Raw genomic sequence first — 18,611 nt, 5'->3', positions numbered from 1 at the left:
GGGTGCCGTCCCCGTGGTCGCAGCGGGTCGCAGACCGCGAAGTCGGTGCCGGCGTACGGCGGGGCCTGCGTGCGCGCCGGGGTGTGTGCCGGGGCGGCCTCGGCGACACCGGCCGGGGCCGCGCCGGCGAGCCCGAGGGCGAGGGCGATGCCCGTGAGCAGGAGGGCCGAACTTCGGAGCATGGAGAAGAACATGGGAAACTCCTCGTTCCAGCTCGTCGTTCAAGAGTACGAGTCGGTCCGCCGGCTTCGCCCCGCACCCCTGGGGGATGGGGACCGGACTCCGCCGTGCGGACCGCTCGTCAGACATGAGACTGCCAACGCGCGCAAACGACGCTCTAACGGACGGCTAACGGTTCCGGCACGTCACTGCCGATCGGCCGGGAGCGAAACGGCCTGGATCCTACTCAAGACCCGAAATAGATCGACATAGGCTCGGCCCCGGGCCGCGCACAAAAGGACAGGGGGATGCGTGCATGGAGTTCCGCGTGCTGGGGACGGTGGCCGTGGTCACGGAGCACGGGAGGCCCCTCCAGCTCGGTCCCGCCAAGCGCCGCAGCCTGCTGGCCATGCTGCTGCTGCGACCCAACGCGGCCATCGCCGTCGAGCGGTTGACCGAGGCGTTGTGGGACGAGGACCCGCCCCGGCACTCCCGGACCGTGCTGCAGGGCCACGTGTCCCAGCTGCGCGCACTGTTCGCCGAGCACGGGGCGTCGGCCCACGGCGTCGAACTCCTCACCCAGGGGCAGGCGTACGCCCTGCGGTTGCCCAGGACGCTGGTGGACGCGCACCGCTTCGAGGAGTTGCTCCGGCTCGCGCGCGAACAGCGCGAGCGGCGCGAGCCGGAGGAGGCCGTGTCGGTCCTGCGGGAGGCGCTCGCGCTGTGGACGGGTCCCGCGCTCGCCGGGACCGTGCGCAGCCCGCTGCTGGAGGCGGCCGCGCACGCGCTGGAGGAGTTGCGGCTGACGGCCGTGGAGGAACTGGCCGCCGCCCACGGGCAGCTGGGTGAGCACGGTACGGCGGCGGCCGTCCTGCGCGCCGAGGCCGTCGCGCACCCGCTGCGGGAGCCGCTGATCGCGGCGCTGATGCGGGCCCTGGGCGGGGCGGGCCGGCAGGCGGACGCGCTGGACTGGTTCCACCGCACGCGGCGGCTGCTCGCCGATCAGCTCGGTGTCGATCCCGGAGCAGTGCTCTGCGACGCGTACACCGCTCTCCTGAGGGCCGACGCCCGGCAGCCTTCACCCGCCCCGGCGGTGGTCGGGCCCTCGACGGCAACGGTGGCGGCCCCGGATGCGTCGGATCCGTCCCCCTCCTCCGATCCTTGGCGGCCCAAGGAGGCCGCCCCGGCCGCCCTCCCTCACCCGCACGCGGCCGAGCCGCAGCTCCTGCCGCGCCGCCCCCGGGGCTTCACGGGACGGATAAGCGAACTGGCGGCGCTCGGCCGGGCCGCGGCCTCCGCCCCGGACGCGATCGTCATGGTCACGGGCAGCGCGGGCGTGGGCAAGACCGCGTTCGCCGTGCACTGGGCACACCGGCACCGCGTGGACTTCCCCGACGGCCGGCTCTTCGTCGACCTGCGCGGCTACAGCCCCACCCCGGCGCGCGACACGAGCGCCGTCCTGCGCGAGTTCCTGCTCGCGCTGGGCGTCCCCACCGAGCGGATGCCGCGCTCGCCCGAGGCTCTGGGCGCCCGCTACCGCGAACTGACCGCCGGGCGCAGGATGCTGATCGTCCTGGACAACGCCCGCGACTCCGAGCAGATCCGCCCCCTGCTGCCCGGCGGCGAGCGGTGCGTCACCCTCGTCACCAGCCGCAACCGGCTCGGTGAACTCGTCGCCTCGGACGCCGCCGTGCCCGTCCCGATCGCCGGACTGCCCGCCGCGCAGTCCACCGCGCTGCTCGCCGCCGTCCTGGGCCCCGAGCTGATCGAGGCCGAGCCCGAGGCCGCCGCCCGCCTCGCCAAACTGTGCGACGGCCTGCCCCTCGCGCTGCGCGTGGCCGCCGCCCGCCTCGCGACCCGCCCGCACCACGGCCTGGCCGCCTTCGCCCGGGAACTCGCCGACGAGCACAACCGGCTCGACCTGCTGAACGTCGGGGACACCGGGGTCGCCGCCGCGCTCGGCCTCACCGTGCAGCACCTGCCCGAAGCCGCCCGGAAGATGTTCCACCGGCTCGGCCCGCACACCGGGGCCACCCTCGACACCTGCACGGCCGCCGCCCTCGCCGGCTGCCTGCCCAGCCAGGCGGCCTCGGCCCTGGACCAGCTGGCCGCCGCCCAGCTGGTCGTCGAGGCGGGCCCGCAGTCGTACGTACTGCACGACCTCGTACGGCTCTACGCGCGCAGCCTGTCCCCCGGCTACGACCCCGAGGGGCTGCTGCGGCTGCTGGACCACTGGGTGCACACGCTCCTCGCGGCCGGCGCCGCCGCCGAGCCCGGCGGCGAGCCGTGCTGCTCCCTGCCCGCCGGGGCCCGGCGTCCGGCCGTGATCCGGCCGTTCGCCGACCGTAGGAGCGCGCTGGCCTGGTTCTCCGCCGAACGGGACACCCTGCGCGGGGCGGTCGAGGCCGCCGTCGCCGCCGGACTCCACGACCGCGCGTGGCGGCTGGTCCTCCTCCAGTGGCCGCTGATCCTGTGGCAGGTCCGCGACGGCTGGGTGCCGCTGCTCGAACAGGGGCTGGCCTGCGCCGAACTCGACGACGACCCCGGCGCCCAGTCCCGGACGCGGGCGCTGCTGGGCTGGGTGCTGGCCGAGGAGGGCAGGCCCGAGGAGGCCCTCGTACAGCTGGAGCGTGCCCCCGAACTGGCCGCGCTGGCGGGGGACACGGCGGGCGAGGCGATCGCGCGGATCAACCTGGCCGTCGCCCTCATGCGGCGCGGTGAACGCGAACGCCCGAGCGAGCTGCTGGTCGAGGCCCTCACCCTGGCCGAGCGGGCCGGTCTCACCGAGACCGTCACCCTGGCCCACCAGCACCTCACACGGCACCTGCTGTCCGTCGGCGACACCGACGCGGCCGTCGACCACGCCGTCCGCGGCCTCGCCCTCGCCGCACCCCCGCTCGCGGCCCCGCGCCGCGTGGTGCTGCGCACGCTGTACGGGGAGGCACTGGCCGCGACCGGGCGTACGGGGGAAGCCGTACGCCAGCTCGGCAGCGCGATCGAGGAGGCACGGGCGCACGCGTACGAGGAGGGCGAGAGCGCGGCGCGCGCCGTGCTCGCCGCCATCGGAGAGAAGAGCTAGCCGCCGAGCTGGGAGGTGCTCGGAACCTTGTCCGTCACCTCGGCGCCGGCGCTCCTGCCGGCGTCCTTCACGTTGTTGATGATCTTCTCGAAGGCTCCGACGTCGGCGTCGCCCGCCTCTCCCTTGCGCAGCTTGGTGCCGAGCTCCTTGAGGGAGTCGATGCCCGCCGTCAGCGGCGCGACGGCCTTCGACAGCAGCGGATCGCCCTTGGCGTTGTTGACGGCCGCCTTCAGCCGGTTGTAAGTAAAGGCGCCCGCCAGACCCGCCTTGACCAGCGCGAACTTGCGCCCCTCCGCGCCCTGCTTGAACTTGCCCTCGCGGTACGGCTTGACGATCCACTGGTACGTGGCCCCGGCCGCGAGCCCGGCGTTGGCGACGAAGCGCGTCTTGGCGAACTTCTGCGCCTCCTGCGAGCTGGTGGGCGTGGCCCCCGTCGAGGTGGCGCCGGCCTCGTCGTCCCCGTCGCCGCCGCAGGCGGTCGCACCGGCCAGCAGGGCGCAGGACAGGAGCACCGCGGTGAGGATGCGGCGGAATCGGGCGGTGCTGGGCAGGCGTACGGACACGGCTTCCTCCGGGGGACGTCGGTGCCCCCGAGCCTCACCCCGTCGGCCGCACTGCGCCACTTGGGGGACCCGTTCGGGTAGACAGCTGTCGATTCGGTTGTTGGCCGTGGTTGGCCGTCGGCTACCTCGTACGGGTGAACGGCGAGCTCCCCAGGCACGCGGGTTTCGCTGAGACATCAGTCTGGGTGGAGAACGTCTGTGCCGTTGCGGGGGAGGGGGTGGCTGGTGGCACGCGGTGGGAAGCGGAAGTCCGCGCTGCGCGTGCCGGCTGATCCCTTCACGGTGTCGGCCCCTCCGGGTGCACGGATCCGGGACCGGCTGCGTCTGGCAGCCTGTGATGCCGGGGTCCTGCGGGTCGTCGGCGAGCACCTGGGCGGGCACGCCCGTGCTGACCTGGCTGAGCGGGTGCGTACCGGCAGGGTGCCGGTGAAGGACAATCGGCGGGCGGAGCGCAAGCGCGCGCTGACGAAGGTGTCGTCAGCGCGGTGGGCGGGGGCGATCACCCGTGCGTCCGAGGACCAGTACCAGCTCTCCCTGCGGTGTCTCTTCGATGAACGGGTCTTCCTACGACGGGCCATCGCGAAGATCCGTCAGCGTCTGGCCGTGCCGTGCGGGCAGCGCGTGGGCGGTGTCCGGAGCTACCCGAGCCGGGCCGAGCGTGCCCACAAGCAGAACCGCCTACAAAGGCTCACCGCGCGCCTGGCCGAGGTGGAGGTTCGTATCGAGGCCGGGCATCCGGCGATCGTGGTCGGCGGCCGTCGCCTGGCGAAGATACGGCACAGCCTCGCGGATGCCGCTCTGACCGGGCAGGAGTGGCGAGAACGGTGGGACGCGCAGCGGATGTTCCTGACCGCCGACGGCGAGTCGGGTGCGCCGCACGGGAACTACACGATCAGCATCGACCCGGCCGACGGCAGCGTCACGATCGTCCTGCCCGAACCTTTGCGGCACCTCGCCAACGCCCCGCGCGGACGCTACCGGATCGCCGGCACGGTCACGTTCAATCACCGCCGGGAGGAGTGGCTGGACCGGATCACCGCCAACCGGGCCGTCCGCTACGACATCACCCACGACCCCGAACACGACCGCTGGTACCTCCACGCGTCCTGGTCCACCGCGACGACCGTGCCGCCCACCCCGGTCGAGCTGGCCGCCGCCGGTGTCCGGCTGCTGGCCGTGGACCTCAACGCCGGCCACCTCGCCGCCTGCGTCGTCGACGCGCACGGCAACCCGGTCGGCCAGCCCGTCACCGTGCCCACCGACCTGACCGGACCCGGATCACAGCGCGACGGCCACCTGCGAGCCGCGATCACCACACTCATCCACCTCGCCCACGCACACGGCTGCGCCGGTCTCGCGATCGAGAACCTCGGCTTCGCCGACGCCCGCGCCACCGGCCGCGAAACCATGGGACGCGGCCGACGGGGAAAGGCGTTCCGCCGCACCGTCGCCGGACTGCCCACGGCGCGCTTCCGGGAACGGCTGCGGGGCATGGCCCACCACGCCGGACTCGTCGTCGTCGCCGTCGATCCGGCCTACACCTCCCGCTGGGGAGCCCAGCACTGGAAGCAGCCCCTCCAGCAGCAGTCGAAGACCACGCTCGCCACCGGCCACCACGCGGCCGCGGTGGCGATCGGCAGGCGCGCCCTCGGACACGGGCTACGGCGTCGGCCAGGTGTGACCGCACACGACCAGAGGATCGTGACGCGGAGAGCTACCGGCCAGACCGTCCCCCACCCGAGGGCACGCGGGACCACGAGGCCGCCAAGGACCACAGGCACGCCCCACCAGGGCACCAAGACCTGCCGGGACCGAAGCGACCAGCCCGTGCCGTACCCCGTCTCCCAAGACCGTTCGGGGAGACAACCGGCCAGCCCGGTATTCAGCGGTCCGTCAATAATGGCCGACACCGCTAGGAACGGTTTGGGAAGCCGCCGTGCGGCAAGACGCGGGACATGACCCCATACGTCCGTGCCCCCAGCCGGGGAGGCGCTCTCGCCGGCCGGATCGTCGCGCTGGCGGCGAACGTGGCCGCCGTCCTGATCCTCGCGTGGATCGTGCTGTGGCTGCTGGACGCCAACCGTAGCCACACCCTGGTCGCCCTCGTGCACGACGCCGCCACCTGGCTGGCCGGCTGGTCCTACGACCTGTTCACCTTCGACCGCGAGTGGGTGCAGGTGGTGGTCGGTTACGGGCTGGCGGCCGTCGTCTACCTCGTGGTCGGCCACGCCCTCGCCCGGTTCCTGTACCGGCTGTGAGCGGCGCGCGCCGCTCACAGCCCCCGCCCCGCGCCGCTCAGTGCCGGCAGCAGTCCGGCTCCAGGCCGAGCGGCAGCGCGAACCCGCCGAACACCTCGCCCGTGGCCTCGTCCCCGCCCAGCGCCGCCACGGCGAGCAGCAGGGATCCGGCGGTCCAGGTCGTCTGCTCCACCGGCCAGACGGCCCGGTCCTCGAACACGTAGCCCGTCCAGTACATGCCGTTCTCGGCGCGCAGGTGCCCGATCGAGCGCAGGATCTCCAGCGCCCGGTCCGACTCCCCCATGATCCACAGGGCGAGGGCGAGCTCGCAGGACTCCCCGCCCGTCACCCACGGGTTCGGCAGGACGCACCGTACGCCGAGGCCGGGGACGACGAACTCCTCCCACCGCTCCTCGATGCGCGTCTTCGCCTGCGCCCCGGACACCGCGCCGCCCAGCACCGGGTAGTACCAGTCCATCGAGTAGTGGGACTTGTCGAGGAAGCGCTCCGGGTGCCGCCGGATCGCGTGCGCCAGCGCGCCGGTCGCCAGCTCCCAGTCCGGCTGCGGCTCCCCGCGGTGGTCGGCGATGGCCAGGGCGCAGCGCAGCGCCTGGTGGATGGAGGAGGAGCCGGTCAGCAGGGCGTCGGTGACGGCGCTGCCGTCCGTCTCCCGCTTCCAGCCGATCTCGCCGCCCGGCTGCTGGAGCCCGAGGACGAACTCCACGGCCGCCACGACCGTCGGCCACATCCGGTCCAGGAAGGGGTCGTCGCCGGTGGCGAGGTAGTGGTGCCAGACGCCGACGGCTATGTACGCGACGAAGTTGGACTCCCGGTTCGCGTCCTGCGGCGCGGCGGTGTCGACGCCGTCGGGCCGGTCGGCGTAGGCGGCGTACCAGGAGCCGTCCCGGTTCTGGTGTCGGGCCAGCCAGTCGTACGCCCGCTCCGCGGCCTCGTGCTCGCCGGCCGCGTCGAGCGCCATGGCGGCCTCGGTGTGGTCCCACGGGTCGAGGTGGTGGCCGCGGAACCACGGTATGGCCCCGTCCGTCCGCTGCGCCGCGAGGATCCCCGCCACCGTCAGGGCGGCCTGCTCGGCGGTCAGTACGCCGTCCAGGACCAGGTGCTCGGTGCGCTCCGGCGAGCTCACTGGGCGGCGCCGACGGGAAGGTGCGGCTTGGTCGCGTAGGCCACGAAGGACTTGCCGATGACCGGGTTGAGGGCCTGCTCCGCGAGGCGCGTGGCCAGCGGCTTCTTCATGATGTCCCAGACCAGGAGCTTGTGGTACGCCTTGACCGGGAGCGCCTTGTCGTTGTCGACGCCGAAGGCGCACTTGAGCCACCAGTACGGCGAGTGCAGGCCGTGCGCGTGGTGCGTGCCGTACGGCTCGAGGCCCGCGGCCTCCATCTTGCCGAGCAGCTCGTCCGCCTTGTAGATGCGGATGTGGCCGCCCTCGACCTCGTGGTAGGCGTCGGAGAGCGCCCAGCAGATCTTCTCCGGGCCGTAGCGCGGGACGGTGATCGCGATGCGGCCGCCCGGCTTGAGGACGCGGACCATCTCCGCCAGCACGCCCTTGTCGTCGGGGATGTGCTCCATCACCTCGGAGATGATGACGACGTCGAAGGACTCGTCGGGGAAGGGCAGCGCGAGGGCGTCGCCCTCCATGGCGGTGGCGGTGGCACCGGCCGGGGCCTCACCGGCCTCCTTCATGGCGGCGAACCACTTGGCGACCTCGCGGATCTCCTCGCCGTTGCGGTCGACGGCGACCACCTGGGCGCCTCGCCGGTAGCACTCGAAGGCGTGCCGGCCTGCGCCGCAGCCCAGGTCGAGCACACGGTCGCCTGCGGCGAGCGGGAACCGGGAGAAATCGACGGTCAGCACGGGGTCCTGCCTTCGCGGTCGCGGGGGGGGGAGTGAAGGGGTGGTGCACAGGAAAGAGGAGAGGAGCGGAAGGTCACCGCACGCCGCGGGTACGGGCGGCCTGCCCGACGGCGGCCTGCTCGATGGCGGCCCGGTAGTGCCGGACGGTGCCCTCGGCGGCCTTGGCCCAGGTGAACCGGGCCAGGACCCGCTCCCGCCCCGAGGCTCCGAGGCGGGCGCGCAGCCCGGCGTCGCCGAGCAGTCGGCTCAACGCGGCGGCCAGAGCCCCCGCGTCACCGGGCGGCACGGCCAGACAGGTCTCCCCGTCCGGCCCGGCGACCTCGGGGATCGCTCCGCCGGTGGTGGCGACGAGCGGGGTGCCGGTGGCCATGGCCTCGGCCGCCGGGAGCGAGAAGCCTTCGTAGAGGGAGGGCACGCAGGAGACCTGGGCGCTGCGCACGAGGTCGACGAGTTCGGCGTCGGTGATGCCCTTGACGAAGCGCACCGCGTCCTGGAGGCCGTACGTCTCGATCGCGCGGGCGACGGGTCCGCTCTCGGCGCGCTTGCCGACGACCACGAGGTGGGCGTCGGGCTGTTCGGTACGGAGCTTCGCGAGTGCCTCGACGAGGTGCACGAGCCCCTTGAGCGGGACGTCGGCGCTGGAGGTCGTCACGATCCGGCCGGGCACCTCGGCCACGGAGGCGTCCGGCGACCAGAGGTCGGTGTCGGCGCCGATGTGGACCACGTGGATGCGGTCGTCACGGACGCCGAGGTGCTCGGCGATCTCCTGCCGGGAGGAGCCGGAGACGGTCAGCACGGACGGCAGGCGGCGGGCGACGCGGCCCTGCATGCGTGTGAAGGCGTACCAACGGCGCACGGAGGCCCGCTTCTTGCGGTCCTTGGCGGCGGCGAGGTCGAGCTTGCGGTCGACGGTGATGGGGTGGTGGATGGTCGTCACCAGCGGCGCGCCGAGATCACCCAACAGCCCGTAGCCCAGGGTCTGGTTGTCGTGGATGACGTCGAACTCGCCCGCGCGGGCGGCCAGATGGCGCCGGGCGCGCAGCGAGAACGTCAGCGGCTCGGGGAACCCGCCCGTCCACATGGTGGCGACCTCGAGGGCGTCGATCCAGTCCCGGTACTCGCCGCGCCCCGGCGTACGGAAGGGGTCGGGCTGCCGGTACAGGTCGAGGCTCGGCAGTTCGGTCAGCGTGGCGCCGGTGTCGAGCACCGGGTAGGGCTGCGCGCCGATGACTTCGACGGAGTGCCCGAGGCGGACGAGCTCGCGCGAGAGGTGGCGGACGTAGACGCCCTGGCCGCCACAGAACGGGTTCCCCTTATAGGTGAGGAGTGCGATGCGCAACGGGCGGTCGCCGTCGGTGACGGAACCCGCGAAAGGGCTTGTCACCATGGCCTCAGCGGTCACTCTCGGCCCCCTTCTCGCTGCACTTTCGCCGGAGCGTAACCGCTCGGATAATGTAGAACAAGTTTCAGACTTGATCCGTTGAAGACCATTGAATCTACCGGCCGGAAACCACACCGTAAGAGCCGGAGCAGGTGATTCGCGCCACGGCTCGGACGCCTGACATGCTGACCCCGGGCCACGCCCGGAACAGCCCCGCGCAGCACCATCATCGCCGCCACGAACGCCACGGAACGCCATGGAACGGGACAGCATGACAGCGGAAGCGAAGGCCGTCAGAGCACCGGCGACCACACCGGCGTCCCCTCCCCTGACGGAGCGCCAGGAGGCGCGCCGCCGCCGCATCCTGCACGCCAGCGCGCAGCTGGCCAGCCGCGGCGGCTTCGACGCCGTCCAGATGCGGGAGGTCGCGGAGTCCTCCAGCGTGGCGCTCGGCACCCTCTACCGGTACTTCCCGTCCAAGGTGCACCTGCTGGTCGCCACCATGCAGGACCAGCTCCAGCACATGCACACGACGCTGCGCAAGCGCCCCCCGGCGGGCGAGGAGCCGGCCGCGCGGGTCGCGGAGACCCTGATGCGGGCGTTCCGCGCCCTGCAACGGGAGCCGCACCTGGCGGACGCGATGGTGCGCGCGCTGACCTTCGCGGACCGCAGCGTGAGCCCCGAGGTGGACACGGTCTCCCGGCTGACCACGGCCATCATCCTGGACGCGATGGGCCTGGACGGCCCGCCGACGGCGGAGCAGCTCTCGGCGGTCCGGGTCATCGAGCACACCTGGCACTCGGCGCTGATCACCTGGCTCTCGGGCCGCGCCTCGATCGCCCAGGTGAAGATCGACATCGAGACGGTCTGCCGCCTGATCGACCTGACGTCCCCCGAAAAGGCCTGATCCCGCCGCCGGGGCGGCGGGGCCGGGCGGGCCGGGCGGTGCCGGGGTCAGGCCGCCGGCTTGGGCGGACGGGTGGTGCCGGGGAGGCAGGCCACCGCCGGGTTGAAGGTCTCGTACACACCCTTGGGGTTCTTCTTCCACAGCCACAGGTGCAGGGCGTAGTGGACCGGCTGGCCGGGGAAGTTGCCGGGGCGCGGGCCCTTGAAGGGCGTGCCGAACAGGCTGGGTCGGTCGTCGTCCGTCGCCGTGTCCTGGTCGCGGTCGTAGACCAGCCACTGCACGCCGACGAGGCGCTTGCCGCCCCGCCCGTCGTCCTCGTAGAACAGGGCGGCGGGCTTCGACGGGTCGAGGGAGTTGTCGTACGCGTGGTTGAAGTGCGGGTAACCGAGCGCGCCGCCCGACCCCTGCCGGTCGACGACGCAGTACCGGTCGGGCACGTAGCCCGCCTTCACCGCGTTGGCGTGCAGGTGGTACGGGGCGGTCGCCCGGTAGGTGGCGGCGCGGTCGGCGGCGGCTGTGCCGGCCTCCGCGGCGGCGGCGGGAGCGGGGAGGGCCGCCAGGGCGAGCGAGGCGGTTGTCGTGAGGACCAGGGCGAGACGTCGGGTCATGCGCGGACTCCTTGGGACGGCTGACTGACGCGAAGCCTGTCCCCGGGTCCGCCGGCCCGCCACACGGGCGGACCGGACGGCGGACCGCCGATCGGCTGACGGCGGTCCGCACCCGTGGTCGTCCGCGCGGGCCCGTCCGGTGCGAGGCGCCTCACTCGAACGAGCCGCGGGGCGTTTCGCGCTCCGCCCCCGCAGGGAACCTGTGTGTCCGCAGAACCGCGGAAACCGCAGAACCACAAGGGCCACGGAGGGTGCGGAACATGGCGCAGGAGAAAGCGGCACCGAACAGCGGCGGAGTGCCGCACGACATCGCGTCAGCCGTGTCCAGGGGCGCGCCGGAATTCCGCGTGTGCCCCCATCCCGTCTACGCCGCGCTGCGCGAGCGGGCCCCGGTGTTCCGGCTGACCCCCGCGCACGGGGTCGACACGTATCTCATCACCCGCTACGACGACGCCCGGGACGCCCTGTCGGACCCGCGCTTCAGCAAGAACATGCGCGGGGCCCTCGACACCTACCACGCCGTGTACGGCAGCTTCTTCGACGCGCTCGACGACAACGTGCTCTTCTCGGACCCGCCCCGGCACACGCGGCTGCGGCGCGCGCTCAGGGGCGCCTTCACCCCTCGGCGCGTGGAGCAGATGAGGCCGAGGATCACCGAGATCGCCGAGGGTCTCCTCGCCGAATGCCGCAAGAGCGATCCGGTCGACCTCATGTCCGCGTTCGCCTTCCCGCTCCCCATCGCGGTCCTGTGCGAACTCATGGGCATCCCCGAGCCGGACCGCCCCGAGATCCTGGAGCACTTCTCGGTGGTGACGCGCTCCCGGTTCGATCCCCGGCTGAAAGCGGAGCTGAGGGCGGCGGAGGAGTGGCTCCAGCACCGGTTGGGGCGGCTCGTCTCGCACACGCGCGAGCACCCGTCGGACTGTTTCCTCAGCGACCTCATCCGGGCGGACGACGCTCTGGACGACGCGGAACTGGTCTCGTCGCTGTGGGTCATCTTCTTCGCCGGCCACAAGACCACCGCGTACCAGATCGGGAACATCGTCCTGAATCTGCTGCTCCGCCCCGACCAGTTGGACAAGCTCCGCAAGGAGCCGGGGCTGATCCCGGGAGCGGTCGAGGAGATCGTGCGCTTCGAGGGATCGGTGGAGACGTCCACCTTCCGGTACGCGACCGAGGACGCCGAGATCCGGGGAACCGTGATCCCCCAGGGCTCCCTCGTGCAGATCGCCATCACCTCGGCGAACCGGGACCCGGAGAAGTTCGACTCCCCCGACACCCTGGACGTGACGCGCGAGGGAATCCAGGGAACGCACCTGGGCTTCGGACACGGAACGCACTACTGCCTCGGGGCGCCGCTGGCCCGGCTCGAACTGGAAATCGCGCTCGGCTGCCTCCTGCGTGAATTCCCGGACATGGAACTGGCGGACGCGCAGGAGAGCAAGGGCGCCTGGCTCAAGGGACCGGTGGCGGCGTTCCGGGGTCTCGAACGGCTCCGGCTCGTCCTGGAGCCGTCACGGCCGGCCGGCGACCTCTTCCCGGCGCTCACGGCCCCCGTCGTATCCGGTACCTGACGACCCTGACCCTGACCCTGACCCTGATCCTGATCCGACGGGCGGTGGATTGACATGCCGAATTCCGCGAGCACCACGACCGGCACCGGTGAACTCGTCGACGTCGTGCGGGGCCGTTCGGCTCCACGCACGGACGCAGCCCACGCCGGCCAGTCGAAGATCGACATGCACCACCACTTCTGCGCACCGGAATGGCGCGAGTGGGCCGAGCGCCACGGGCTGATCAAGCCGGAACAGCTGCCGCCCTGGGCGAGACTCGACACCAAGGCGGCGGTCGGCTTCATGGACCGCGCGGGTGTCACGACCGCCGTCCTCAAGCCCATGCTGCCGGCGCGCTACCAGTCGTCGGCGCAGCTGCGCGAAGCGATCACCATCACGCTCCAGTCGATGATCGAGGTGGCGCATGAGCATCCGGGGAGGTTCTCGTACTACGTGCCGCTCTTCCTCGACGACGCCGACGCCTCGTCCTGGGCGGTGCGCCGCGGGCTCGGGCAGCTCGGCGCCGTCGGGGTGAACGTGACGGCCAACTACGGCGGCGTCTACCTCGGAGATCCCGCGTACGACCGCGTGTTCCACGAGCTGAACGACTACTCCGCCGTGGTGGACACCCATCCGCACCACCTCCCGGGCGGCCCCGGCGGCCCGCCCGGTGCGGCGACGGTGCCGGGCATCCCGAACTTCCTGTGCGACTTCCTGCTGGACACCACGCGGGCCGCCGTGAACATGATCAGCAAGAGGACGCTGGACCGTTTCCCGGACATCTCGGTGATCCTGCCGCACGCCGGAGGCTTCCTGCCGTACATCGCGACGCGGATGCAGGCCCTCGGGCGGTTCTGCGACCCGCCCGTCGACCCGGCCGCCGTCCGCGACCACCTCCAGCGCTTCTACTACGACACGGCCGGCCCCATGGCGCCCGCGGCGACCCTCCTCGCCCAGGTGCCCGCCGACCACGTCCTCTTCGGCACCGACTGGCCCGCCGCACCCGCCGACACGGTCCTGGACCTGGCGCTCCCCGCACTCGACACCGACCCGGCCTGCACGCCGGAGCAGCTGCGGGGGATCTACCACGACAACGCGCTACGCCTGATCCCGGCGTTGGCCACCGTCTGACCGTCCCGGTCGCGTGCCCCTTTCCTCCCCTCCCCCAACCTCCGCGGAGCCAGGCCCATGACCACCACCCCCCTCGCCTCACTGACCGGGAACTACACCCTCGACCCGGCCCACACCCAGATCGGATTCGTGGCCCGGCACGCCATGGTCACCAAGGTCCGCGGCGCGTTCAACGAGTTCGAAGGCACCGCGTACCTGCACGGCGAGGAGCCGGCCAAGTCCTCGGTGTCCGTCATCGTCAAGTCCGCGAGCATCGACACCCGCAACGAGCAGCGCGACGGCCACCTGCGCACCAACGACTTCCTGGACGCGCCGAACTTTCCCGACATCACCTTCGTGTCCACCGGTGTGGAGCAGCTCGGCGGCTCCGACTTCCAGGTGACGGGCGACCTCACCATCAAGGACGTCACCAGGCCGGTCACCATCGACTTCGCGTTCCAGGGCAGCGCCATGGACCGGAGCGGCAACCTGCGCGTCGGCTTCGAGGGCTCGGTGCCGATCAGCCGCAAGGACTACGGCATCACCTGGAACGCCGCCCTGGAGAGCGGCGGCGTCGTGGTGGGCGACAAGGTGGTCCTGGAGTTCGACGTGTCCGCGGTCCGGCAGCCCTGACCCGCGCGGTCGGCTCACTCCTCCGGGGGGAAGACCGGTTCGCCGGTGGCGGCCAGGGTGATCAGGATGGCCTCCACCGGGCAGCCCTCCGCCGCCGTCAGGGTGGGTTCGTTCGCGTCCGTCTGCGGGGTGCGGGGGTGGGACTGGCGGGCCGAGTCGAGGGTGAAGCCGTCCGGGGCGTGGTTCACGCACATGCCCGAGCCGATGCAGACCCCGCGGTCCACCTCGACCTGCCAGCGGTCACCCATCAGGCACCCGCCGCGGGCGGCTGGTATCCCGCCGGGAGGTGGATCATCTTGTGCTCCAGGTACTCGCTCAGGCCCTCGGGGCCGAACTCCCGTCCCACACCGCTGTTCTTGTAGCCGCCGAACGGCCCCAGCATGTCCAGGCTGAAGGTGTTCACGTTGAAGGTGCCGGTGCGGACGCGGCGGGCGAAGTCGATGCCGTGGTCGACGTCGCCGGTCCAGACGCTGCCGCTCAGGCCGAATTCCGAGTCGTTGGCCACGCGTACCGCCTCCGCCTCGTCTCCGTACGGGATGAGGCAGACCACCGGCCCGAAGATCTCCTCTCGGGCGATCCGCATCGAGTTGTCGACGTCGCCGAAGAGGGTGGGCTCGACGTACCAGCCGCGCTCCAGGCCCGCCGGGCGGCCGCCGCCGGTGAGGATCTTCGCGCCCTCCTCCTGCCCGATCCGGATGTAGTCCAGCGAGCGCTGCTGCTGCCGCTTCGCGACCAGCGGTCCGACCTGGGTCGCCGGGTCCAGCGGATCGCCCACGACGAGGGCCCCGGCGGCGGCGGCGAGCGCCTCGGCGACTTCCGCGTAGCGGCCGCGCGGGGCGAGAACCCGGGTCTGGGCGACGCACGCCTGGCCGTTGTTCATCCAGGCGGCCGGGACGATCCCGGCGACGGTGCTCTCCAGGTCGGCGTCCGGGAGGATCACGGCGGCGGACTTGCCGCCGAGTTCCAGGGTGACGCGGGTGAGGTTGCGGGAGGCGACCTCCATCACGCGCCGGCCGGCCGCGACCGAGCCGGTGAAGGCGACCTTGTCGACGCCGGGGTGGCCGACCAGGTACTCGCTGACCTCGCGGTCGGCGGGCAGGATCGACAGGACGCCCTCGGGCAGTCCGGCCTCCCGCGCGATGTCGGCCAGGATGTACGAGTCGAGCGGGGCCTCCGGTGACGGCTTGAGGATCACCGCCGAGCCGGTGAGCAGCGCGGGCCCGAGCTTGGCGGCGGCCACGAACTGCGGGACGTTCCACGGGATGACGGCGGCCACGACGCCGACCGGCTCGCGGCGTACGAGGATCGGCCCGAGGACTCCCTGGCGGTGCTCCTCGTAGGGGTAGGCGCGGGCGACGGTGATGGCGGCGTCGTAGACCATCATGGCGCCGAGCGCCTGGGCGAGGACGCTCCAGGAGTACGGGGAGCCGTTCTGGGAGCTGATCGAGCGGGCGATCTCCTCGTGGCGGACGGCGATGGCGTCCTTGATCCTGGATATGACGGCGATCCGCTCGTCGAGCGACATCCGGGGCCAGGGGCCCTCGTCGAAGGCCTTGCGCGCGACGGCGACGGCGCGGTCCACGTCGGCCCGGGAGGCGTGCGGGACGCTGCCGATGACCTGCTCGGTGTGGGGGGAGACGACGCGGATGGTGTCGGTGCCCAGCGGATCGGTCCATTCCCCGCCGATGAACAGGTGTCCATGTTCCACGAGCTCGGTCATGGCTGATGCCTCCTGGGGCTGTGGGCGTTGCAGAACTGATACCAGTTCTAGTTCGAGGAGTCCACGGCCAGGACAGAACCGCCGCCGGGCTCTTGTCTGTGATCCAACGGGTAGTCATAGACTCTGCCGGATGGTCGACTTGGGCGACTACTGCAACACGTTCTCGCCAGGCCGGACCCATCGAGCCCGGTCGAGCCCGGTCCCGCCCAGCCCAGCCAGGGAGTCCTCATGTCAGAGGCCATTGCCATGTCACAGGTCACCGAACACGGCGGGGGTGTCTGGGCCGTCAAGGTCCCCATCCCGGACAACCCGCTCGGGCACACCCTCGTCCATGTCCTCGACACCGACCGCGGCCCCGTCCTGATCGACACCGGCTGGGACGACCCCGCCTCCTGGGACACCCTCGCCGCCGGCCTCGGCGCGCTCGGCATCGCCGTCGCCGACGTCCACGGCGTGGTCATCACCCACCACCACCCCGACCACCACGGCCTCTCCGGTCAGGTACGGGAGGCCTCGGGCGCCTGGATCGCCATGCACGCCGCCGACACCGAGGTCGTCGTACGCACCCGCACCGCCGAACCGGGCATCTGGTTCGACTACATGAGCGGAAAGCTGGCCGCCGCCGGAGCCCCCGAGGAGCACATCGCCCCGCTCCGGGCGGCCCGCGCGAGCGGCCGCATGCGGACCCTGCCGGGGATGCGGGCCGCCGTCCCCGACCGGGAGATCGCCCCCGGCGAGCTGCTCCCCCTCGCCGGGCGCCGACTGCGGGCGATCTGGACCCCCGGGCACACCCCCGGCCACGTCTGCCTGCACCTGGAGGAGGAGCACCCCGGGCGGCTCCCCGGCAACGGCCGCCTCTTCTCCGGCGACCACCTCCTGCCCGGGATCTCCCCGCACATCGGCCTCTACGAGGATCCGGAGGACGACCGGGTCACCGACCCCCTCGGCGACTACCTGGACTCCCTCGAACGCATCGGCCGCCTGGAGCCGGCCGAGGTGCTCCCGGCCCACCAGTACGCCTTCACCGACGCCCCGGCCCGGGTGCGCGAGCTGCTGGACCACCACGAGGAGCGGCTGACCGGGCTGTGGAGGCTGCTCGCCGAGCCGCTGACCCCCTGGGGGCTGGCCGAGCGGATGGAGTGGAACCGGCCCTGGGAGCAGATCCCGTACGGCTCCCGGAACATCGCCGTCTCGGAGGCGGAGGCGCATCTGCGACGGCTGGTGAAGCAGGGCCGGGCGGAGGCGCTGCCGGGCACGGACCCGGTGACGTACCGGGCGGTTTGACGTCCTCCCCCTCGTGGACGAAGGGGATTCCTACCTCATGCAGCCTGGCGGACCGGCGGTCCGTCAGGTCTTCCACAATCAGCGGTAGCCGGGATGAGACCAGCCCGGACCAGCATCACACGCGCGGAGTTCTTGTCCCGAGGTGAGACGGCTCCGCACGCGGTGCAGGTGTAGATACGTTCCGACAGCGGCAGTGCGTGCTTGGCTCTCGCCCCGCACCGTCCACAGTCCATGGTCGTATGCGCCGGGAGCACGAGGTGGAGGACCCGACCGTGCTTGCGCGCCATGCTGATCAGCTCGCGTTTGGCGGCCGCGATCGCCGCGTCGGCCGCCTTACGCGCCATCGTCGACTTCGCGAGGAACTTCGGCCGGAAGTCCTCCACCGCCAGCCGGTCGAAGTCCATCACGATCCGCTTGGCCCACTTGCGGGCCGAGTCCTGTCGCTGCCTGGCAATCTTCTTGTACACCTTCGCAGCTTGCCGCTTAGCCTTGCGATAGCCCTTCGAGGCGGCCTGCCCCCGCTTCGGCCTCCGGCGGGCCATCACCCGCTGGTAGTGGGCCAGCTTCCCGGCGGCCTTCTTGCCGTGCTCGGGGTGCGGGAGATCGTGGGCATCGCTCGTGGTGGTGGCGGTCTCTTTCACGCCCCAGTCGACACCGATCACCGCACCAGTTTCGGGGAGTGGCCGCGTCTCGGTCTCCACGACGAACGAGGCGTACCAGTGGCCGAGGCTGTCGCGGTAGATGCGCACGCTCGACGGATCGGCCGGAAGGTCACGGGACCACAACACGGTCAGGGCTATACCTCCGGCGAGGTGCAGGCGGCCGTCCTTGAGGCCGAAGCCGCGCCGGGTGTAGTTGAGCGTGGGGCCGGCCAGAGCCTTCTTCTTCGGCTTCGGCATTCCCGCCCGCCGCCTGACCGGCAGCCGGTCCTTCACATCCTTGAGCGCCTTGGTGCGGGACTTGGCGAAGTCCCGGATGATCTGCTGCTGCGGCACACAGCTGCCCTCGCGAAGCCACCCGAGCCGGGCACGGGCTTCGGTCAGCATCCTGTCCAGACGGGCAGGCCCACACTTCTCGCTTTCGCGGCTCGCCTTCTTCGACCGGGCAACGCACTCGTTCCAGATCCAGCGGCAGCGGTCCCACTCCCCCAGCAACGTGGCGAGCGCCGTCGACGACACACGAAGCCGGAAGGTGTACCGCGCATACCCGGCACCCTCAGCGGCGTCCGTTGTCGTCATGACGCGACCGTAGCGCCGCGTTCTTCGCTGCTCTGCTCGGATTGACCGACGATCCCACGAACGAGTGACCGATCGAACACATATCGACCGACGGTCCACCCACTCCGGGATCCGGCACCTGCCACAGGTCGCCCTCACCACTCCCTGGGTGGTCGCTGAATCGCCCGGCGGCGACTCCGGCTGACCCGTACGTCCTCCACGCTCAGCCCCGGCGTCACCGGCCCCGGCACCCGGAAGTACATCCGCGCGCCCACCGAGCGCTTC

Annotated in this window: 16 protein-coding genes; 8 read left to right on the top strand and 8 right to left on the bottom strand. The window is 72.0% G+C overall.

The window, feature by feature from the left end; translation table 11 throughout:
- Positions 1 to 475 precede the first annotated feature (475 nt).
- Positions 476 to 3,238, top strand: a complete 2,763-nt coding sequence (locus tag ACWDYJ_RS25825; protein WP_451567960.1) for an AfsR/SARP family transcriptional regulator — start codon at positions 476 to 478, stop codon at positions 3,236 to 3,238.
- Here the strand turns inward: ACWDYJ_RS25825 and ACWDYJ_RS25820 are convergent.
- Positions 3,235 to 3,801, bottom strand: a complete 567-nt coding sequence (locus ACWDYJ_RS25820) for a hypothetical protein (protein ID WP_451567959.1) — start codon at positions 3,799 to 3,801, stop codon at positions 3,235 to 3,237. The two genes, ACWDYJ_RS25825 and ACWDYJ_RS25820, sit on opposite strands and share 4 nt — an antisense overlap.
- A 225-nt stretch (positions 3,802 to 4,026) precedes the next feature.
- On the opposite strand from ACWDYJ_RS25820, the gene ACWDYJ_RS25815 reads away from it, so the two are divergent.
- Complete coding sequence (locus tag ACWDYJ_RS25815) at positions 4,027 to 5,760, top strand: hypothetical protein (RefSeq protein WP_451567958.1); 1,734 nt, start codon at positions 4,027 to 4,029, stop codon at positions 5,758 to 5,760.
- The gene (locus ACWDYJ_RS25810; RefSeq protein WP_451567957.1) at positions 5,757 to 6,059 is read left to right on the top strand and encodes a hypothetical protein; all 303 of its coding nucleotides are present in this window, start codon (positions 5,757 to 5,759) and stop codon (positions 6,057 to 6,059) included. Before ACWDYJ_RS25815 ends, ACWDYJ_RS25810 begins: the two co-directional genes overlap by 4 nt.
- Positions 6,060 to 6,096: 37 nt before the next feature.
- Here ACWDYJ_RS25810 and ACWDYJ_RS25805 read toward each other — a convergent pair whose 3' ends face one another.
- From ACWDYJ_RS25805 to ACWDYJ_RS25795, 3 genes are all read right to left on the bottom strand, one after another.
- Positions 6,097 to 7,182, bottom strand: a complete 1,086-nt coding sequence (locus tag ACWDYJ_RS25805; RefSeq protein WP_451567956.1) for a prenyltransferase — start codon at positions 7,180 to 7,182, stop codon at positions 6,097 to 6,099.
- Entirely contained in the window at positions 7,179 to 7,913 is a 735-nt protein-coding gene (locus ACWDYJ_RS25800) for a class I SAM-dependent methyltransferase (RefSeq protein WP_451567955.1), read from the bottom strand. Before ACWDYJ_RS25800 ends, ACWDYJ_RS25805 begins: the two co-directional genes overlap by 4 nt.
- Before the next feature lie 73 nt (positions 7,914 to 7,986).
- Entirely contained in the window at positions 7,987 to 9,315 is a 1,329-nt protein-coding gene (locus ACWDYJ_RS25795) for a glycosyltransferase family 4 protein (protein WP_451567954.1), read from the bottom strand.
- Positions 9,316 to 9,565: 250 nt separating this feature from the next.
- Here ACWDYJ_RS25795 and ACWDYJ_RS25790 point away from each other — a divergent pair, with 250 nt between their 5' ends.
- Positions 9,566 to 10,201: a TetR family transcriptional regulator gene (locus tag ACWDYJ_RS25790; protein ID WP_451567953.1), complete on the top strand. Its 636-nt coding sequence runs from the start codon at positions 9,566 to 9,568 to the stop codon at positions 10,199 to 10,201.
- A gap of 47 nt (positions 10,202 to 10,248) precedes the next feature.
- Here ACWDYJ_RS25790 and ACWDYJ_RS25785 read toward each other — a convergent pair whose 3' ends face one another.
- Positions 10,249 to 10,809, bottom strand: coding sequence for a hypothetical protein (locus tag ACWDYJ_RS25785; protein ID WP_451567952.1), 561 nt, complete (start codon positions 10,807 to 10,809; stop codon positions 10,249 to 10,251).
- 260 nt (positions 10,810 to 11,069) lie between these two features.
- On the opposite strand from ACWDYJ_RS25785, the gene ACWDYJ_RS25780 reads away from it, so the two are divergent.
- The 3 genes from ACWDYJ_RS25780 to ACWDYJ_RS25770 are packed head-to-tail and all read left to right on the top strand — an operon-like array spanning position 11,070 to position 14,105.
- A complete protein-coding gene (locus ACWDYJ_RS25780) occupies positions 11,070 to 12,383 on the top strand; it encodes a cytochrome P450 family protein (RefSeq protein ID WP_451567951.1) in 1,314 nt (437 codons plus the stop codon).
- A gap of 54 nt (positions 12,384 to 12,437) precedes the next feature.
- Positions 12,438 to 13,493, top strand: a complete 1,056-nt coding sequence (locus tag ACWDYJ_RS25775; RefSeq protein WP_451567950.1) for an amidohydrolase family protein — start codon at positions 12,438 to 12,440, stop codon at positions 13,491 to 13,493.
- A gap of 57 nt (positions 13,494 to 13,550) precedes the next feature.
- Positions 13,551 to 14,105: a YceI family protein gene (locus ACWDYJ_RS25770; protein WP_451567949.1), complete on the top strand. Its 555-nt coding sequence runs from the start codon at positions 13,551 to 13,553 to the stop codon at positions 14,103 to 14,105.
- 14 nt (positions 14,106 to 14,119) lie between these two features.
- Here ACWDYJ_RS25770 and ACWDYJ_RS25765 read toward each other — a convergent pair whose 3' ends face one another.
- Together ACWDYJ_RS25765 and ACWDYJ_RS25760 are read right to left on the bottom strand one after the other, a co-directional pair.
- Positions 14,120 to 14,353: a ferredoxin gene (locus ACWDYJ_RS25765; protein WP_451567948.1), complete on the bottom strand. Its 234-nt coding sequence runs from the start codon at positions 14,351 to 14,353 to the stop codon at positions 14,120 to 14,122.
- Positions 14,353 to 15,825 carry an aldehyde dehydrogenase gene (locus tag ACWDYJ_RS25760; protein ID WP_451567947.1) on the bottom strand — a complete coding sequence of 491 codons (1,473 nt, stop codon included), beginning with the start codon at positions 15,823 to 15,825 and terminating at the stop codon, positions 14,353 to 14,355. Before ACWDYJ_RS25760 ends, ACWDYJ_RS25765 begins: the two co-directional genes overlap by 1 nt.
- A 246-nt stretch (positions 15,826 to 16,071) precedes the next feature.
- Here ACWDYJ_RS25760 and ACWDYJ_RS25755 point away from each other — a divergent pair, with 246 nt between their 5' ends.
- Positions 16,072 to 17,109, top strand: coding sequence for an MBL fold metallo-hydrolase (locus tag ACWDYJ_RS25755; protein ID WP_451567981.1), 1,038 nt, complete (start codon positions 16,072 to 16,074; stop codon positions 17,107 to 17,109).
- A gap of 35 nt (positions 17,110 to 17,144) precedes the next feature.
- Here ACWDYJ_RS25755 and ACWDYJ_RS25750 read toward each other — a convergent pair whose 3' ends face one another.
- The gene (locus ACWDYJ_RS25750) at positions 17,145 to 18,347 is read right to left on the bottom strand and encodes an RNA-guided endonuclease InsQ/TnpB family protein (RefSeq protein ID WP_451567946.1); all 1,203 of its coding nucleotides are present in this window, start codon (positions 18,345 to 18,347) and stop codon (positions 17,145 to 17,147) included.
- Positions 18,348 to 18,611 lie beyond the last annotated feature (264 nt).

The organism is Streptomyces sp. NPDC003042, assembly GCF_053591315.1.
Note: the sequence above shows the minus strand (reverse complement) of the source record. Positions and strands in the feature narration are given on the sequence as shown.